17 protein-coding genes are annotated in these 15953 nt (G+C 42.7%); 8 read left to right on the top strand and 9 right to left on the bottom strand.

Annotated features, from left to right (window positions below):
- Nucleotides 1-28: 28 nt before the first annotated feature.
- The 9 genes from AACZ87_RS21170 to AACZ87_RS21210 form a co-directional block, all read right to left on the bottom strand.
- Nucleotides 29-1177, bottom strand: a complete 1149-nt coding sequence (locus AACZ87_RS21170; RefSeq protein ID WP_339870076.1) for an ATP-binding protein — start codon at nucleotides 1175-1177, stop codon at nucleotides 29-31.
- 105 nt (nucleotides 1178-1282) lie between these two features.
- Entirely contained in the window at nucleotides 1283-2017 is a 735-nt protein-coding gene (locus AACZ87_RS21175; RefSeq protein WP_339870077.1) for an MIP/aquaporin family protein, read from the bottom strand.
- Nucleotides 2017-3516 (bottom strand): glycerol kinase GlpK, encoded by a 1500-nt coding sequence (gene glpK / locus AACZ87_RS21180; protein WP_339870078.1) that lies wholly within the window; start codon nucleotides 3514-3516, stop codon nucleotides 2017-2019. The genes AACZ87_RS21175 and glpK overlap by 1 nt, the downstream gene beginning before the upstream one ends.
- A gap of 17 nt (nucleotides 3517-3533) precedes the next feature.
- Nucleotides 3534-5099, bottom strand: coding sequence for a glycerol-3-phosphate dehydrogenase/oxidase (locus AACZ87_RS21185; RefSeq protein WP_339870079.1), 1566 nt, complete (start codon nucleotides 5097-5099; stop codon nucleotides 3534-3536).
- A gap of 86 nt (nucleotides 5100-5185) precedes the next feature.
- Nucleotides 5186-5683 carry a phosphoglycerate mutase family protein gene (locus AACZ87_RS21190; protein WP_283412360.1) on the bottom strand — a complete coding sequence of 166 codons (498 nt, stop codon included), beginning with the start codon at nucleotides 5681-5683 and terminating at the stop codon, nucleotides 5186-5188.
- Nucleotides 5684-5878: 195 nt separating this feature from the next.
- A complete protein-coding gene (locus tag AACZ87_RS21195) occupies nucleotides 5879-6613 on the bottom strand; it encodes an RluA family pseudouridine synthase (RefSeq protein WP_283412359.1) in 735 nt (244 codons plus the stop codon).
- A 278-nt stretch (nucleotides 6614-6891) separates the two neighbouring features.
- Nucleotides 6892-7464, bottom strand: a complete 573-nt coding sequence (locus AACZ87_RS21200; RefSeq protein WP_339870080.1) for an aminodeoxychorismate/anthranilate synthase component II — start codon at nucleotides 7462-7464, stop codon at nucleotides 6892-6894.
- On the bottom strand, nucleotides 7448-7993 hold the full coding sequence (locus AACZ87_RS21205; RefSeq protein WP_339870081.1) for a CvpA family protein: 546 nt from the start codon (nucleotides 7991-7993) through the stop codon (nucleotides 7448-7450). The genes AACZ87_RS21200 and AACZ87_RS21205 overlap by 17 nt, the downstream gene beginning before the upstream one ends.
- A 1-nt stretch (nucleotide 7994) precedes the next feature.
- Nucleotides 7995-8447: a GatB/YqeY domain-containing protein gene (locus AACZ87_RS21210; protein WP_339870082.1), complete on the bottom strand. Its 453-nt coding sequence runs from the start codon at nucleotides 8445-8447 to the stop codon at nucleotides 7995-7997.
- A 62-nt stretch (nucleotides 8448-8509) separates the two neighbouring features.
- Between AACZ87_RS21210 and AACZ87_RS21215 the strand changes: the two genes are divergently transcribed.
- The 8 genes from AACZ87_RS21215 (at nucleotide 8510) to AACZ87_RS21250 (ending at nucleotide 15755) form a co-directional block, all read left to right on the top strand.
- Nucleotides 8510-9223 (top strand): pyridoxine 5'-phosphate synthase, encoded by a 714-nt coding sequence (locus AACZ87_RS21215; RefSeq protein ID WP_339870083.1) that lies wholly within the window; start codon nucleotides 8510-8512, stop codon nucleotides 9221-9223.
- Between the two features lie 108 nt (nucleotides 9224-9331).
- A complete protein-coding gene (locus tag AACZ87_RS21220; RefSeq protein WP_339870084.1) occupies nucleotides 9332-10090 on the top strand; it encodes an alpha/beta fold hydrolase in 759 nt (252 codons plus the stop codon).
- Between the two features lie 102 nt (nucleotides 10091-10192).
- Nucleotides 10193-10903 (top strand): SAM-dependent methyltransferase, encoded by a 711-nt coding sequence (locus AACZ87_RS21225; protein ID WP_339870085.1) that lies wholly within the window; start codon nucleotides 10193-10195, stop codon nucleotides 10901-10903.
- Between the two features lie 3 nt (nucleotides 10904-10906).
- Nucleotides 10907-11977 carry a membrane dipeptidase gene (locus AACZ87_RS21230; RefSeq protein WP_339870086.1) on the top strand — a complete coding sequence of 357 codons (1071 nt, stop codon included), beginning with the start codon at nucleotides 10907-10909 and terminating at the stop codon, nucleotides 11975-11977.
- 324 nt (nucleotides 11978-12301) lie between these two features.
- The gene (locus tag AACZ87_RS21235) at nucleotides 12302-13000 is read left to right on the top strand and encodes an orotidine 5'-phosphate decarboxylase / HUMPS family protein (protein WP_339870087.1); all 699 of its coding nucleotides are present in this window, start codon (nucleotides 12302-12304) and stop codon (nucleotides 12998-13000) included.
- Nucleotides 13001-13012: 12 nt separating this feature from the next.
- Complete coding sequence (locus AACZ87_RS21240; protein ID WP_339870088.1) at nucleotides 13013-14050, top strand: zinc-binding dehydrogenase; 1038 nt, start codon at nucleotides 13013-13015, stop codon at nucleotides 14048-14050.
- Between the two features lies 1 nt (nucleotide 14051).
- Entirely contained in the window at nucleotides 14052-14849 is a 798-nt protein-coding gene (locus AACZ87_RS21245; RefSeq protein WP_339870089.1) for an SDR family oxidoreductase, read from the top strand.
- 18 nt (nucleotides 14850-14867) lie between these two features.
- Entirely contained in the window at nucleotides 14868-15755 is an 888-nt protein-coding gene (locus AACZ87_RS21250; protein ID WP_339870090.1) for a sugar phosphate isomerase/epimerase family protein, read from the top strand.
- Nucleotides 15756-15953: the final 198 nt, after the last annotated feature.

Here is a 15953-nt window from a genome sequence, read left to right on the forward strand (position 1 = left end):
TGATAAAAGCCTGAGATCTTCGAAGATTTCAGGCTTTTCTGTATGGGTAGGAATTTAACCATTCCCAATAATTCTCTCGATGGATTATTCTCGGTTTTTCAGCTGAATAGGTTTCCTGAAATGTTGCTGGGAACTTCACCTTTGCTTTTGGATTCCATTTGAACTCAAAGGGATAAAGTTTACCATCAATTTCTTCGATATAGTCTATTTCTTGGCCTCTACTTGTCCTCCAGAAATAGCTTTGTCCATAAAATCCATGATATGCCAGAAGCTTTTGTCTCTCGGAAATCAAGTAATTTTCCCACAGTGCTCCAATATCATTTCTACCTGAAACTGGAGCATAATTACCTGTGATGGCATTTCTAATACCATTATCAATAAAGTATATTTTTCTACTCGAGCTAATTTCAGATCTAAGGTTTCTTGAAAATGGATTAAGCCTTGTTATAATAAATGCTTTCTCCAGAAGATCTATATAGTTGGAAACAGTAACCTTATCTGCTTGAACTGTTCTGCTCAATTCATTAAAACTAACTTCTGAGCCTACCTGCCAAGCCAATGCTTGTAATATTTTGTTCAAAAGTTCGGGCTTTCTGATCCCCTGAAAATTCAGTAAATCTTTATATAGATAACTCGTTGCAAGATTAGTTAAAACTGGGATTTCATTGCCTTTTTGAGTAACAACTTCCGGATAAGTTCCGAAAACTAAATTGGTTTCCAAACTGCCTAGTGCCTCCGGCATTCCTAAAGAATGACTTATTTCCTTCCAACTTAATGGATACATTTTATACTCCCATTTCCTGCCTGTCAGAGGCTCATTAATTGTACTGGAAAGCTCCAATGCAGAAGATCCTGTTACGAGGAGTTGAATATCATTGAAGTTATCCACGATAAGTTTAAGAGTCAGTCCTATAGAGGGAATGCGTTGTGCTTCATCTATTACCACTACTTTACTTTGTCCTAAATAGGATCGGAGAAACGAAATACTAGGCTCTGCAAGCGAGCTTTGGACTCCAGCTTCATCCCCATTTAAATACAGGAAGTTTGTGGAGAGTGATCCTGCTAATTTTTTCACCAGCGTAGTCTTCCCAACTTGCCTTGGTCCAAGCAATAAAATGGCTTTTTTGAAGTCAATTTTCGCGTTTAATACCTCGAATAAAATACGTGGAATATGCATATTCAGTGATCGTAATCACCAAATATATGTATATTTGGTGATTACGATCACCAAATATACATTTTTGCTTTTAAATGGGTTTCCATGGCAGGATTTAGCATAAACTTAAGCCCCCGCCACCAAATATAGTCCTGCAGCCAAAGCCGCACCTACAATTGGTCCTAAAACAGGGACCCAGGAATAACCCCAATCAGAACTTCCTTTGTCTTTTATCGGCAAAATGGAGTGCATGAGTCTTGGACCAAAATCACGGGCAGGGTTGATGGCATAACCAGTAGTTCCTCCTAAAGCCAAGCCAATTACCCAAACCAAAAATGCAACGGGAATTGCTCCCAGAGAACCCATACCGATCGGAGTTTTATTGCTGTCTCCTATTTCCACTCCATCGTTATAGAGGATCACTAAAATCAGGACAAAAGTCCCAATGACCTCCGAAAAGAAATTTAAAGGCAGGTTTCTTATCGCAGGAGAAGTGCCAAATGGCGCAGCCTTCAATCCTGCATCATCCGAAGCATCGTAATGATCCTTATAGAACAGCCAAGCTATTCCAACTCCAATCATTGCCCCCAAAACCTGAGCAATAATATATCCCGGCGCCATCGCCCATTCAAATTGCCCTGTCAAAGCGAGGCCGATAGTTACCGCTGGATTCAAGTGCGCGCCACTGTATGGCCCTGCTACCACTACCCCAACATAAACTGCCAAAGCCCAAGCCGTACTGATCTCCATGATTCCTCCTCCATGACCTTTGGTTTTTGGTAAAAGCATGTTCGCAACAACTCCTGAACCCAATAATAGTAACAGACCTGTTCCTATTAATTCTGCTAGATATACATTCATTATTCAACCCAGTTTTTTGAGCGCTCCACCGCTTTGTGCCAAAAATGTATCAATTTATCTCGATCTGTTTTTTCCATACTTGGAGTAAAGCTTTTATCAGCATTCCATAGCTCTTGGATTTCATCTCGATCCTCCCAAAACCCAATTGCTAAGCCCGCCAAAAATGCTGCTCCAATAGCTGTGGTCTCGATAATCTCTGGTCGTTTGATTTCGCAATCCAGCAAGTTTGCCTGAAACTGCATCAGAAAATTATTGGCTGTAGCCCCACCGTCTACACGAAGTTCTTTGGTTGGCTTGCCGGCATCCTTTTCCATAGCTTTTAGCACATCATAAACTTGGTAAGCAATTGCTTCCAAAGCCGCCCTAGCCATATGCGCTTTCTCTGTACCTCTTGTGATTCCAAAAAAAGCTCCTCTGGCATTTTGATCCCAATGCGGTGCCCCCAAACCTGAAAGTGCAGGAACGAAGTAAACCCCATCATTTCCATCTATACTTTCTGCCAAACGCTCACTTTCTCTCGCATGACCCAAAAGTCCTATTCCATCTCTAAGCCACTGAATAGCTGCTCCGCCAATAAATACTGAACCTTCCAAGGCATAATTGATCTCATCTCCGATTTTCCATGCAACAGTAGTAAGCAATTGATTCTTTGATCTGACCGCTTCAGAGCCCGTATTCATGACCAAAAAGCATCCCGTACCATAGGTGGTTTTTGCCATTCCCGGCTCGGTGCAAAGTTGCCCGAAAAGGGCAGCCTGCTGATCCCCGGCAATTCCAGCGATTGGGATTTTTACACTTAAGACATCTCCAGCAGTTTCGCAATAGACTTCACTACATGATTTTACTTCAGGTAAGAGCGATGCTGGAATTTCAAACAAATCCATCAACTCCTGATCCCATTCCTGCGAATGGATATTGAAAAGCATGGTACGGCTGGCATTTGTGATATCTGTGATATGCGTTTTGCCGGAAGTGAGGTTCCAAATCAGCCAGGAATCTACCGTTCCAAATGCAAGTTCACCAGCATCGGCTCTTTCTCTTGCTCCATCTACATTATCTAGAATCCATTTGATTTTGGTGGCAGAAAAATACGCGTCAATGATCAGCCCTGTCTTGGAAACTACCATTTCAGAATGTCCCTTATCCTTCAGCTCGTTACAGTAATTGGCAGTTCGTCGATCTTGCCAGACGATGGCGTTATAAATCGCTTTGCCTGTTTTTCTATCCCAAACTATAGTCGTTTCCCGCTGATTGGTGATACCAATGGCAGCCACCTGATTTGCTTTGATTTTTTTATTGACCAGGGATTCTATCATCACAGATGACTGGGAAGTCCAGATTTCATCCGGATCATGTTCTACCCAGCCTGCTTTTGGGAAATGTTGCTTAAAATCCTTTTGGGCGACTGAGATAATCTTGCCTTTTTTATCAAAAAGAATGGCTCTAGAACTTGTAGTACCTTGGTCTAGAGCCATTATATAGGTATTATTTTGGCTCATTTTGGGTTATTTGTGGGTTATTTTTTAATCAAATATTTCGAAGCTGTCCTATTAAAGTCAGCCAATTCTGATTCTATCCATGCTTCGTCTTTCTCCAATTCAGCAGCCATCAACCTAGCTACTGTAGGAGCAGAATCTATGGAAGCCTGTGCATCTAGGAATAGCATCCGTATTCTCCTGGCCAATACATCCTCCACCTTCACCGCCATCTCTTCACGCACAGCCCAGATCACTTCTGCCTCTATATTGGGGAAATCAGGATGCAGCTTTTCTTCCCAAGTTTTGTTTTCCTTTATGAGGTCTTGGATAGGCTTGGCATCAAACCCATAAATTCCCCAGTGGCCTTCAGGAACGCGGTTGGTCGCCCCATGGATTTTCATATCCAGAGACTTACTGTCTCTCAGTTTTTCACCAGTGACTTTTGTGAAATACTCCACTGTATCTTCACCCATTTTCCGGAATGTAGTCCATTTACCTCCAGTCAAAGTAACTAATCCGCTTTCTGATAAAATCACTTTATGAGAGCGTGAAATCTCTTTGGTTTTCGTACTTCCTTCTTTTGGTCTAGCTAGTGGTCTAAGGCCTGCGAAAACCGACTTTACATCTGCTCTAGTAGGCTTTTTAGCTAAATATCCTGCAGCAGTTTCCAGTACAAAATCTATTTCTTTCTGAAGTGCCTCTGGTTCTAATTTTGGCTTTTCACGAAGCGTGTCGGTAGTTCCTACCACGAGCTTTCCATGCCATGGAACAGCAAAAAGCACTCTTCCATCTTTCGTTTCAGGAATCATCAGGGCGTCTTTTCCACCTAGAAAATCAAGATCTAAAACCAAATGAATTCCTTGACTTGGCTGAATCATTCTTGCAGCCTCAGGATTATCCATCTGTAAAATTTTATCCGCAAAAACTCCGGTAGCATTCACCACCATTTTTGCATTGACCAAATATTTTTCTCTGGTTAGTTTATCTGAAACATTCAATCCGGTAATCTTTCCAGCTTCATTTTTCACCAAACTGTTCACACTGACATAATTCAACACGCAGGTGCCAGCTTCATCTGCCGACTGGGCAATATTCAGCGCTAGTCTTGCGTCATCAAACTGCCCGTCGTGATAGACTACTCCGCCATAAAGACCATCAGGTTTCAGTCCCGGAAGACGTTTGAGAGTTTCTTTAACAGAAATAAACTCTGACTTGCCAAGACTCAATCTGCCAGACATCCAATCGTAAACCTTCAGGCCGACACTATACATCATGCGGTCCTTCCAGGTATAAATAGGGATAATAAAAGGTTGGTCATGGGCTAAGTGAGGGGCATTTTGCAATAGCTTACCACGCTCTTTGAGTGCTTCGAACACTAACCCCACATCGCCCTGAGCAAGATACCTCACTCCTCCATGTACGAGTTTGGTACTTCGACTTGAGGTGCCTTTGGCAAAATCAGCCTTTTCAAAAAGAACCACCGATAGCCCTCTTGAGATGGCATCCAAAGCCACTCCTAATCCCGAAGAGCCTCCGCCTATGACGGCAATGTCCCAAATTTTAGTTGTGTCTTGTAGCTGGCTGAGGTTTTCTGGGCGATTCATAGAATTTAAAATATAGATTTTAAGGTAGGGAAAAAATCGGAAAAGAGAGGATTGAATGAATTTTACAAGCTACTGACTTACCAAAATCAATAATCTTTATATGTCTTCCTTACCACAACGGAATTGCCATCTTTTTCTAAAGTTACCTCATAGATAAAATTGTACTCTGAATCCTCTAAATCCTGGAATTTCTCACCGTCTCCTACAAAATAGTTGGCAACCTTTCCCACTGTATTACTATGACCAACTACCAAGATGTTTCCTTCTAGGCTTCTAAGTTGTTCGACTAACGCATCATGATTCTTTGGATCGTAAATTTCTATTTCAATTCCTGCCTCACTTGCAGTGGGGGCCGCTGTCAATCGGGTTCGATTATAGTCGGTACTGAATATATGAGTGATCTTTTGATCCGCTAGAATCTGTGCAAGCTTTCTTGCTCGTACATCTCCAGCAAGTAATAGTTCAGGATCATTCCCGGTTAACTGCTTTTCAGCATGGCGGACGATATAGATGGTTTTTGGCTGTTGCTTACTGGAGCAAGCGGCGGCTAAGGATACAATTAAAAACAGGAGTATGTATTTCATAGCGAAAAGTTAAAGAATTCTTTAAATGAATTTTAGTCATGTATGAAAAATGAAAAGTCAGAAGAAAAAAATAGCGAGAATAGAAAAAGAAGAACTAAAGACTACTAAACTCAGCGCTTCTCTGCGTAAAACTCCGCGTTCACTGCGGTAAATAAAAAAACCTTCGAGATTAATGAAATCCCGAAGGTTATGTAGTTATCCGCTAAAGGAATTATCTAAATGCTGGTCTTTCGTCTTGATGGTTTCGAATTCCAAGAATTGCTCCCAGAACTCCTCCTCTGGCACAGCAGCTCTTAGGTAAAGCTTCTCCTTTTTGATTGGATGAACAAATACCAGATTGAATGCATGTAGGTTGATACTCGCATCTGGATTAGGCTTCGCAAAGCCATACTTGATATCTCCACGAATCGGGCAACCCATAGATGCAAGCTGTACCCGGATTTGATGCGGGCGACCTGAAACAGGTCGAACTTCGATCAACCAGTGGTCATTCATAAAACCAAGTGTCTTGTAATTCAACTCAGCTTTTTGGGAACCTGGGACTTCTCGATCATGAGCTGTCACTACATTTTTCTGCTCGTCTTTGACCAGGTAATGTGTCAATTTCCCGCTTTCTTCCCTTGGCTTTCTTTTTACAAGAGCCCAGTAAACTTTATGAATTTCTCGCTTGCGGAAAATCTCCATCATGCGCTCCAGGCCTTTGGAAGTGCGGGCAAAAGCTACCAATCCACTTACAGGGCGATCTAGCCTGTGAATCGGGTGAAGAAAAACAGCTCCAGGTTTGTCGTATTTCTTGGCAATGTATTCTTTGAGGTAATCCGTCAAGGTCTTATCCCCAGTCTTATCTCCCTGCACCAATATTCCGGCAGCCTTATTGACTATCAAAAGGTGGTTGTCTTCATAGACAACTGTGAATGGCTTCTTTTTCATCTGTTTAATAATTGTTTTTCAATTGTCCTCCCGATAGCTATCGGAAGGAATCTCGCACGATGAATAAACATTCCTCTTTGTGCCGCTTGCGACATGCTCGATTTCAAAATCAATTACAAAGGTAAGAATTTCGCAGGAGTTGAATAATTGATTTTTCAAAGCTCCTCAAAGGATATCCAAAACCCTTCAAGGGTTCGCCATTGCAAGTTCTTAAATCAAATGCGACTGTTCAATTTTCTAAAGATTAACCCTTGAAGGGTTTAGCTAGATGTATTTTCTTAACTTTCAAATTTTCGTAGCTCAACCCAGCTTTTCACCAGCTCCAACCCATACTCTGTCAGGTGCGCTTCAGGGTGATATTGAATGCCAAGAATCGGTAAGTTTTTGTGTGCAATACCCATTACTTCCCCAGACTCAGTTTCCAAAATCACTTCGAGTTCCTCTGGCAAATTGGCTAATTGTAAGGAATGGTAACGGGTTACTTTAAAAGATTCAGGTATGCTTGTCGTAAATGGATGAGGTTTAGTCTTTCTGACTTGATGGACTTTTCCATGAGTGGGAACAGCATTCTTTTTCAGGGTTGCTCCAAAAAATTCACCGATTGCCTGATGCCCTAAGCAAACACCCAGCACTGGAACTTTATCGTAATATTCAGCAAAGATTTTAGTTAGATTTCCAGCATTCTGTGGAATCCCTGGGCCAGGAGATAAAATTAATCCGTCAAAGTTCAGCTTTTTGATTTCCTCAAGTGTGACATCATTGCGAAGTACAAGTAATTGCTCCCCGGTCTGCCTCAGCAAATCAGCCAACATGTGGCTAAAGGAATCAAAATTATCAATCAGTAGTAGCATCCTTGATTTTCTCCACTACCTCCTCCAGATGCTTCAGGCTTTCTTCAATACTTGGAAAAAAAGGCTCAACTGCCGCGACAATTCCCGGCGCTATAGGCTCAATGAAATAAAGCATTTCGGAATCCTTTGTCCACTTTTTAGGTAATTCCAATTTGAAAAGACCCGCCTGCCAGAAGAACAAACTGACAAAAAATGCAGCTTTCACCACACCAAACACAGATCCAACTATAGCATCGAGTGGTCCTAACAAAACCATATCCATCACTTGCTTCAGTATCCAGCCAGCCACTTTTATGAATAATAGCGTGAGCACAAAAACGACAATAAAACCTAGAATTGGAAAACCAAGATTGAATTCTGTGACATTTTCGGCCAGCCAGTCATTCATTGGAGACATAAAATAAATGCCCAAAATCACGGCAATCACAAAACCAAAGAGGCCTAGAACCCCAAGAAGAAAACCTCTACGGTATCCTTCATAGGCTCCTAGACCAAGAATGACTACTATGATGATATCTATGATGCTCAACTTAGCTGTTTAGTATAGCTTTCACTTTCTCAGAAATAACTTTGCCATCAGCTTTTCCTGCCAATTGCTTGCTTGCAACACCCATCACTTTACCCATATCTTTTGGACTTGTAGCTCCGGTTTGGGCGATAATCTCCTGAATAGCAGCAGTGATTTCTTCGTCCGTGAGTGCTTTTGGAAGAAATTCCTGCAGAACTTCCAGCTCAGCCATTTCCACCTCATACAAATCAGCTCTGTTTTGTTGCTGGTAGATATCTGCTGAATCCTTACGCTGTTTTGCAGCTTTGGTCAATAACTTCAACTCGTCCTCTTCAGTGATTTCAGCTTTTGCACCGCTTTTTGTTTCTTCCAAAAGAATCAGCGACTTGATAGATCTCAGAGCTCCCAAACGGGTTTTGTCTTTTCTGATCATTGCTGATTTAATTTCACTTTCTATTTTCTGCTTTAAACTCATTAGTCCTAAGTTTGTGTTACACTTCTAATAATACTGACAAAAATACCTTTTTCGACTCGGATATGACCAAGCTAAGCGTAAATATTAACAAGATCGCCACTCTTCGCAACGCCCGCGGAGCTGACAATCCCAATGTAGTGAAAGTAGCACTGGATGCAGAGCGCTTTGGCGCACAAGGGATTACCGTCCATCCACGGCCGGATGAGCGCCACATTCGCTATCAGGATGTACTCGATCTGGAGAAAGTAGTAACAACAGAATTCAACATCGAAGGCTATCCGGATAAGCGATTTATGGAGCTGGTGCGCCTAGTGAAGCCTGCTCAAGCAACGCTTGTACCCGATCCTCCAACAGCCATTACCTCAAATAATGGCTGGGATACGATTTCAAATCAGGGAATGTTGAAAGACATCGTCGCCGAACTTCATGAGTCTGGCGTGCGTGTTTCGATTTTTATTAATCCAGAGGTCAAATACTTCGAACCCGCAAAACTCACAGGCACGGATCGTGTGGAGCTATACACGGAGCCTTATGCTACCAACTATCACAAGGATCGGGATGCAGCTGTGAAACCCTATGTAGAAGTAGCTGAAATCGCGCAAGCACTTGGGCTTGGACTGAATGCCGGGCATGATTTGGACTTGCATAATCTGGCCTTTCTGAAACAAAGTATTCCTTACTTGGATGAAGTTTCCATTGGCCATGCATTAGTGTGTGATGCGCTATATTATGGTTTGGAAAATACGATTCAGATGTACAGAAGAAAACTGGAATAGTAGTGTTGAATTGTAAGATTAAAAATTGAAAAATTGTCAGAGAACAGGAATGATGGTTTGAGGTTCAAAGGATCTCGTAAATCGTAATTCGCATATCGTAAATCCAAAATGCAGTTAAATTTCAAAAAACTAGGCACAGGAAAGCCATTAATCATACTTCACGGACTTTTTGGTTCGGCAGATAATTGGTTCAGCATCTCTAAAGAACTCAAGGACAACTTCACCCTTTACCTGATCGATCAGCGAAATCATGGGGATTCTCCTCAGTCAGATGATTGGAATTACGATGTGATGGTGGAAGACCTGAAAGAACTGATGGAAAAGGAAGGTCTGGAAAAAGCCTTTTTGATGGGACATTCCATGGGAGGAAAAACAGTGATGAATTTTGCCCTCAAATACCCTGGGAAAGTGGAGAAATTGATTGTGGCAGATATAGCTCCTAGATATTATGCTGTGCATCATCAGAGCATTTTGGAGGGATTAAATTCACTTGATCTTGGTGAAATTCAATCCAGAAAAGAAGCGGATGACGAGCTGGCTAAATACATTCCTGAGATTGGAGTAAGGCAATTTCTACTAAAAAGCTTAGGCAGAGATTCGGATGGATTTATGTGGAAAATCAACTTGCCGGTAATCACTGAGAAAATCAATGAGGTAGGCAAGGCGCTTCCCGATGGGCAAAGCTTTTCCGGTCCAACCTTATTTCTGGCAGGATCCAATTCAAGCTATGTGCAACAATCCGACTTAGATGACATTGATGCTTTTTTCCCCAACAATGAAGTGGGATTTATCGCAGATGCGGGACATTGGCTACATGCCGAGCAGCCCGATGCCGTAGTAGAGGAAATTAGAAGGTTTTTGAAATAGGCATGATCTCGGCTATTTCTTGAGTAGCAAATCAAAAAGTTTCTTCGCTCAAAAAGCCAATTCTACCTAACTTTCCGTTCTTTTTTAAACAACGAATCTAAAATGCCTAAAGGAAAACTCTTCCTCATACCGAATGTTCTCGCGGACAATACCCAAGATGCAGTCATCACTCCGCAGGTGAGAGAAGTGATCGCAAACACCAAGGTATATCTGGTGGAGAATATGAGAACTGCCAGACGCTATATCTCAAGCTTGAAACTTGGCGTGAATCTAGACCATGTCCACATGGAAATTTTGGACAAAGGAACCTCACCTGAGTTTATCAACCGACTCATGCAACCACTCATTAATGGTGCAGATATAGGGATTATATCTGAAGCTGGATGTCCTGGAATCGCAGATCCGGGTGCCTTGGCTGTGGAACATGCGCATAAAAAAGGGATTCAAGTCGTTCCTCTTTCTGGCCCTAGCTCCATGTTTATGGCCCTGATGGGATCCGGTTTTTCCGGTCAGTCCTTCGCTTTTCACGGCTATTTGCCCATTGATAAAAAAGAAAAAGCAGCTGCTATTAAGAAGCTAGAAGCTGAATCACTTCGGGAAAGAAGAGCGCAAATCTTCATGGAAACGCCTTTCCGCAACAATCAGTTGTTGGAAGATCTGCTGAAGACACTTGCTCCTCAAACCAAACTTTGCATCGCAAAAAATATTACAGGATCGGACGAAATGATCCTGACCAAGACAGCTCAAGAGTGGAAGCAAATCCCACTCGACTTGCATAAAATCCCAACTGTTTTCATACTTCAAAGCTTTTAATCCATGCTAACAATCGACGCCCACCTTGACCTAAGTATGAATGCGCTGGAATGGAATCGTGATCTCACGTTGCCTGTCTCAGAAATAAATGCGAGAGAAGAAGGACTTTCCGATAAGCCCGATCGCGGAAATGCTGTGGTTTCCCTGCCGGCACTTCGAGAAGGGAATATTGGTTTGGTCGTCGCTACGCAGATAGCCCGCTTCGTGGCACCCGGCAATGCACTACCTGGCTGGCATTCTCCAGAGCAGGCTTGGGCTCAGACTCAAGGTCAATTAGCTTGGTATCAGGCTATGGTTGAAAAAGGTGAAATGTCCCAAATCAGAAATCTCGCTGAGTTGGATGAGCATTTGGCTATTTGGGAAACCGGGGAAGATAATTCCAGTAAACCAGTGGGATTTATACTTTCTCTTGAAGGAGCTGATTCTATTGTCACAGTTGATTATTTGGAGAAAGCTTACGAAAGTGGACTTCGAGCCCTTGGTCCAGCTCATTATGGACAAGGAAGATATGCTCACGGCACAGATGCCTCGGCGCCTTTGAACGAACAAGGCAAAGCATTAATCCGGAAAATGGATGAGTTGGGTATCATTCTGGATGCAACTCACTTGTGCGATTTGGCTTTTTGGGAAGCATTGGACATCTACAAAGGTCCTGTTTGGGCAAGTCACAATAACTGCAGGGCATTGGTAGATCACAATCGTCAGTTTTCAGATGAAATGATTAAAGCCCTGATAGATCGTGGCGCAGTGATCGGAGGAGCAATGGATGCCTGGATGCTGAGCCCGGGATGGGTAAGAGGCAAATCAACTCCACTAGAAAGAAATGTGACCTTGGATACAGTGATAGATCACATGGAGCATATCTGCCAGATTGCCGGAAATGCTAATCACATAGGAATTGGTTCTGATTTGGATGGAGCTTTTGGTACCGAACAGTGTCCTTCTGATCTAGAAACTATTAGCGATCTGCATACCATTCCTGAATTACTTCGAAAACGAGGTTTTACTGAAAAAGACATCACTAAAGTCATGCATGGAAATTGGCTGAAGTTCCTACGAAAAGCCTGGTCCTGATTTTTGCGATAACAATATAAAAGCCCTTTTCTTTACCGGAATTGGGCTTTTTTCATGGCTATGGTGACTGCTAAGCCGCCTAGATCAAATAGAATTTCGGAGAGATTAATTTAATTTAAATTAGGTATGGTTTCCCTGCGGAAAAAACTTAGCGTCCTTCGTAACCTTGCTGTAAACAATTTTATGAGTGTTTTTTTCACTGGTTTCCAAAACAAAAAATTCCATTTATCCCAAAACAGGAAAGTATGTTTTTCAATTTTCCTTATCTTAAAAATCTGAGCATCAAAGTCTTTTTTCATTGCTATACTTTTAACCCAACCCAAAATGAAACCTATAGTACAAATCTCATTAGATCTCACTGATATTGATGAAGCGCTGGAAACGGCTGCTTTGGCGATGCGAGCAGGAGTTGACTGGCTGGAGGCCGGCACACCACTGATTCTCGCCGAAGGGCTTCATGGAGTCAGAAAATTGCGTGAAGCTTTCCCGGGAATTCCAATCGTTGCAGATTTAAAAACCATGGACGGTGGATATCTGGAAGCAGAAATGATGGCAAAAGCAGGTGCCACACACGTAGTGGTGATGGCAAGAGCACATGAGGAAACCATCAAATGCGTGGTGCAAGCTGGGAAAGATTATGGAGTGAAAGTGATGGGTGATAACTTGGGTTGCCCAGATATGGTGGAGGGAGCAAGATTTTTAGAGGATTTGGGATGTGACTATGTGATCCATCATATTGGATACGATGAGCGAAGAGGAATTGCCGCTGCCGGCCACAGAATGCCAAGTCCTTTGGATCAATTACGGGAAGTGGTGCAAGCAGTGAAAGTTCCCGTTCAGGCAGTGGGTGGACTTTCGCTCGAACAAGCCATCCAATGTCCCCAATATGGCGCTCCTCTTGTGGTCCTAGGTGCACCACTAACAATAGATGCAGATGCATTCAAAACTGCCGATGGCGACCTTGAGGCTTCCCTAAGGAAAATCTGCACAGCCATACATTCTCAAACTATCAGTAACTTTTAAACCTATCATTTCATGTCAATATCAGGTAAATCTGCCGCCGTAGTGAATTTTTCAGAGAAAAAAGGCTCAGTAGAAATCAGAGATATCCCCCTCCCGGAAATCGGAGATGAGGATATTTTATTGGAAGTAGAAAATGTGGGAGTCTGCGGAAGTGATCTGCATCAGTGGACTTCCGATCATTCTTGGCCAGTAAATTATCCCGTGGTTTTGGGGCACGAGTTCGGAGGAAAGATTGCTTCAGTCGGTGATCGAGTGAGCGGCTGGAAAATAGGAGATCGAGTAGTCAGTGAAACAGCAGCGGTCATCGATCCACAGAATCCCATGAGTAAAACAGGATTGTATAATCTTGATCCAACCAGAAAAGGATTTGGATACGGAGTAAATGGAGCCATGACACGATTCGTGCGAGTTCCAGCCCGTTGCCTGCACCGTGTTCCAGAAGGTCTTTCCTTTGAGGAAGCATGCCTCACCGAACCATGCTCGGTGGCCTACAATGCTGTCGCGGTCAATTCCCATATCAAACCAGGAGATCGAGTACTTGTTATCGGCCCCGGAACTATCGGGATTCTATGCGCTGCTGTCGCAAAAATTTGCGGTGGAGATGTGGCCATTTTAGGTTTGGAAAAAGACCGCGGTAGATTGGAAATAGCGAGAAGTTACGGAGTTACTCCTATCATCAACGATGCTACCGAATGGGCAAGAAAAACCGATGGACTGGGAGCTGATCTTATTATCGACGCGGCAGGCATCAGCGCCACTTTGAAAATCGCGATGGATCTAGTGAGACCAAATGGACAAATCACCAAGGTAGGTTGGGGTCCTACTCCCTGTAATTTCTCCATTGATCCTTTGGTACAGAAAAATGTACATCTTCAAGGGAGTTTCAGTCACAACTGGCCGATATGGGAGAAAGTTATAGGACTTCTGGCTCGCGGAGTTCTAAATGTAAAACCAATAATTGGAGGTGTCTGGCCAATCACAGAATGGCATGAAGCCTTTGAGAAAATGCATAGTGGAGAGGTAGTAAAAAGTGTTCTAAAACCAGTTTAAGATGCGATTAAAAGACAAAGTAATTATCGTAACAGGAAGTACGATGGGCATCGGGAAAGCCATCGCCAAGAAAGTTGTAGCTGAAGGTGCCAAAGTTATTATACATGGCTTAGAAGAAGATTTAGGAGCTCAGGTCGTATCCGAATTAGGTGCTGAAAATGCAAAACTGCACATAGAAGATCTCTCCAATGAAGGAGCTGGGCAAAGACTAGTGGACCTTGCCATATCAACATGGGGAAGACTTGACAGTATCGTCAATAACGCCGCTATCGTGGCAGCATCTACGCTTTTATCAACAGATAAGGCATTTTTAAACAAACTAATGGAGGTAAATACTTATGCCCCATTATTCCTTATCAAATCAGCTTTACCTCATTTGATTGAAAGTCATGGTGCCGTTTTGAATATTGGATCAATCAATGCCTGGAGCGGTGAGCACAATCTTTTGGCATACAGCATTACTAAGGGCGCACTAATGACTATGACCAGGAATCTAGGAGATTCTCTTTTCCGGGAAAATGGCGTGCGGGTCAATCAAATTAATCCAGGCTGGGTGCTTACCGAGAAAGAAATAGAACGAAAAAAGGAACATGGACTTTCGGATACTTGGTACAAGGAATTATCTAAAATGTACGCTCCTGCAGGGAGAATTATCTGGCCTGAAGAAATCGCAGTGGCATGTATTTATTGGCTTTCAGATGAAAGCGGACCAATTAGCGGTCAAGTTGTTGATTTGGAGCAATTCCCGATGATCGGAAGAAATATTCCAAAGGACGCGACGACCATTCCACACAAATAACCTTAACACCAAACTCAAATGCCCAAAATAGCAGCCTTTCCCAAAGCTTTCATGCAAGCACTTTGCAAGGATGGAAGCATGAAATTATCGGAGTGGATAGAACTTGGTTCCAGGCTGGGAATCGATGGATTGGAATGGTATGCAGGTTTTCTGGAAATGGAGAAGGAAGAAAACTGGCGCCTCTTTCGAAGAATGGTGGAAGACAAAGGAATGGTGATTCCTATGATGTGCTGCTCTCCGGACTTCACTCATCCGGACAAAGCTTTTCGAGATAAAGAAATTCAAAAACAAAGGCATTGGATAGAGATGACGGATGAACTCGGAGGGAAATACTGCCGCGTACTTTCTGGACAATATCGTCCTGAACTCACGGAAGATGAGGGAATAAAATATGCTTCTGAGTCAATTCAAGCCTGTTTACCTTATGCCAAGTCCCTTGGAATCACGCTGATTTTGGAGAATCACTATAAAGATGACTTTTGGGATTACCCCGAATTTGCCCAGAAAAGAGAGCTATTCACCCAATTGGTAAACAGCATCAAGCATACGAATTTCGGGGTGAACTACGATCCAAGCAATGCTTTCTTAGCAGGTGAAGATCCCCTCGATTTACTGTATGAGGTTTCGGAGCGAGTAGTCACCATGCATGCCAGCGATCGGTTTTTGAAGTATGGAACTATTGAAGATTTGAAAAATGAGGAAAGTGGCGTGACTGGCTATGCTGCACGGCTGAGTCATGGGGAAGTGGGGAAAGGCTTAAATGATTACGATGCCATTTTCACTGAATTAAAACGTGTGGGTTTTGACAACTGGATCAGCATCGAAGACGGTGTGGACGGAATGGATCAACTTCAGCGATCTGTGGTATTTTTGAAAAAGAAAATAGACCAGTATTGGCATCAGTGATTTTGGATTTATGATTTCGGATTTACAATTTACTTCCCTCTATTTAACCTTTGAGGTTTTTCGGACCTCGAAGTTTTGGCAAAATCTCCCGCAGCGGTGCGAGGGAGTAAATTTTTTTAAGGAGATTTCTTTCAATTCAGATCGAGGCTGTCTCAAAAATAGATAGTTTAAAAGGCTAGTCGATTACTCGGCTAGCCT

It is taken from the genome of uncultured Algoriphagus sp. (assembly GCF_963974365.1).
Lineage (GTDB): Bacteria > Bacteroidota > Bacteroidia > Cytophagales > Cyclobacteriaceae > Algoriphagus.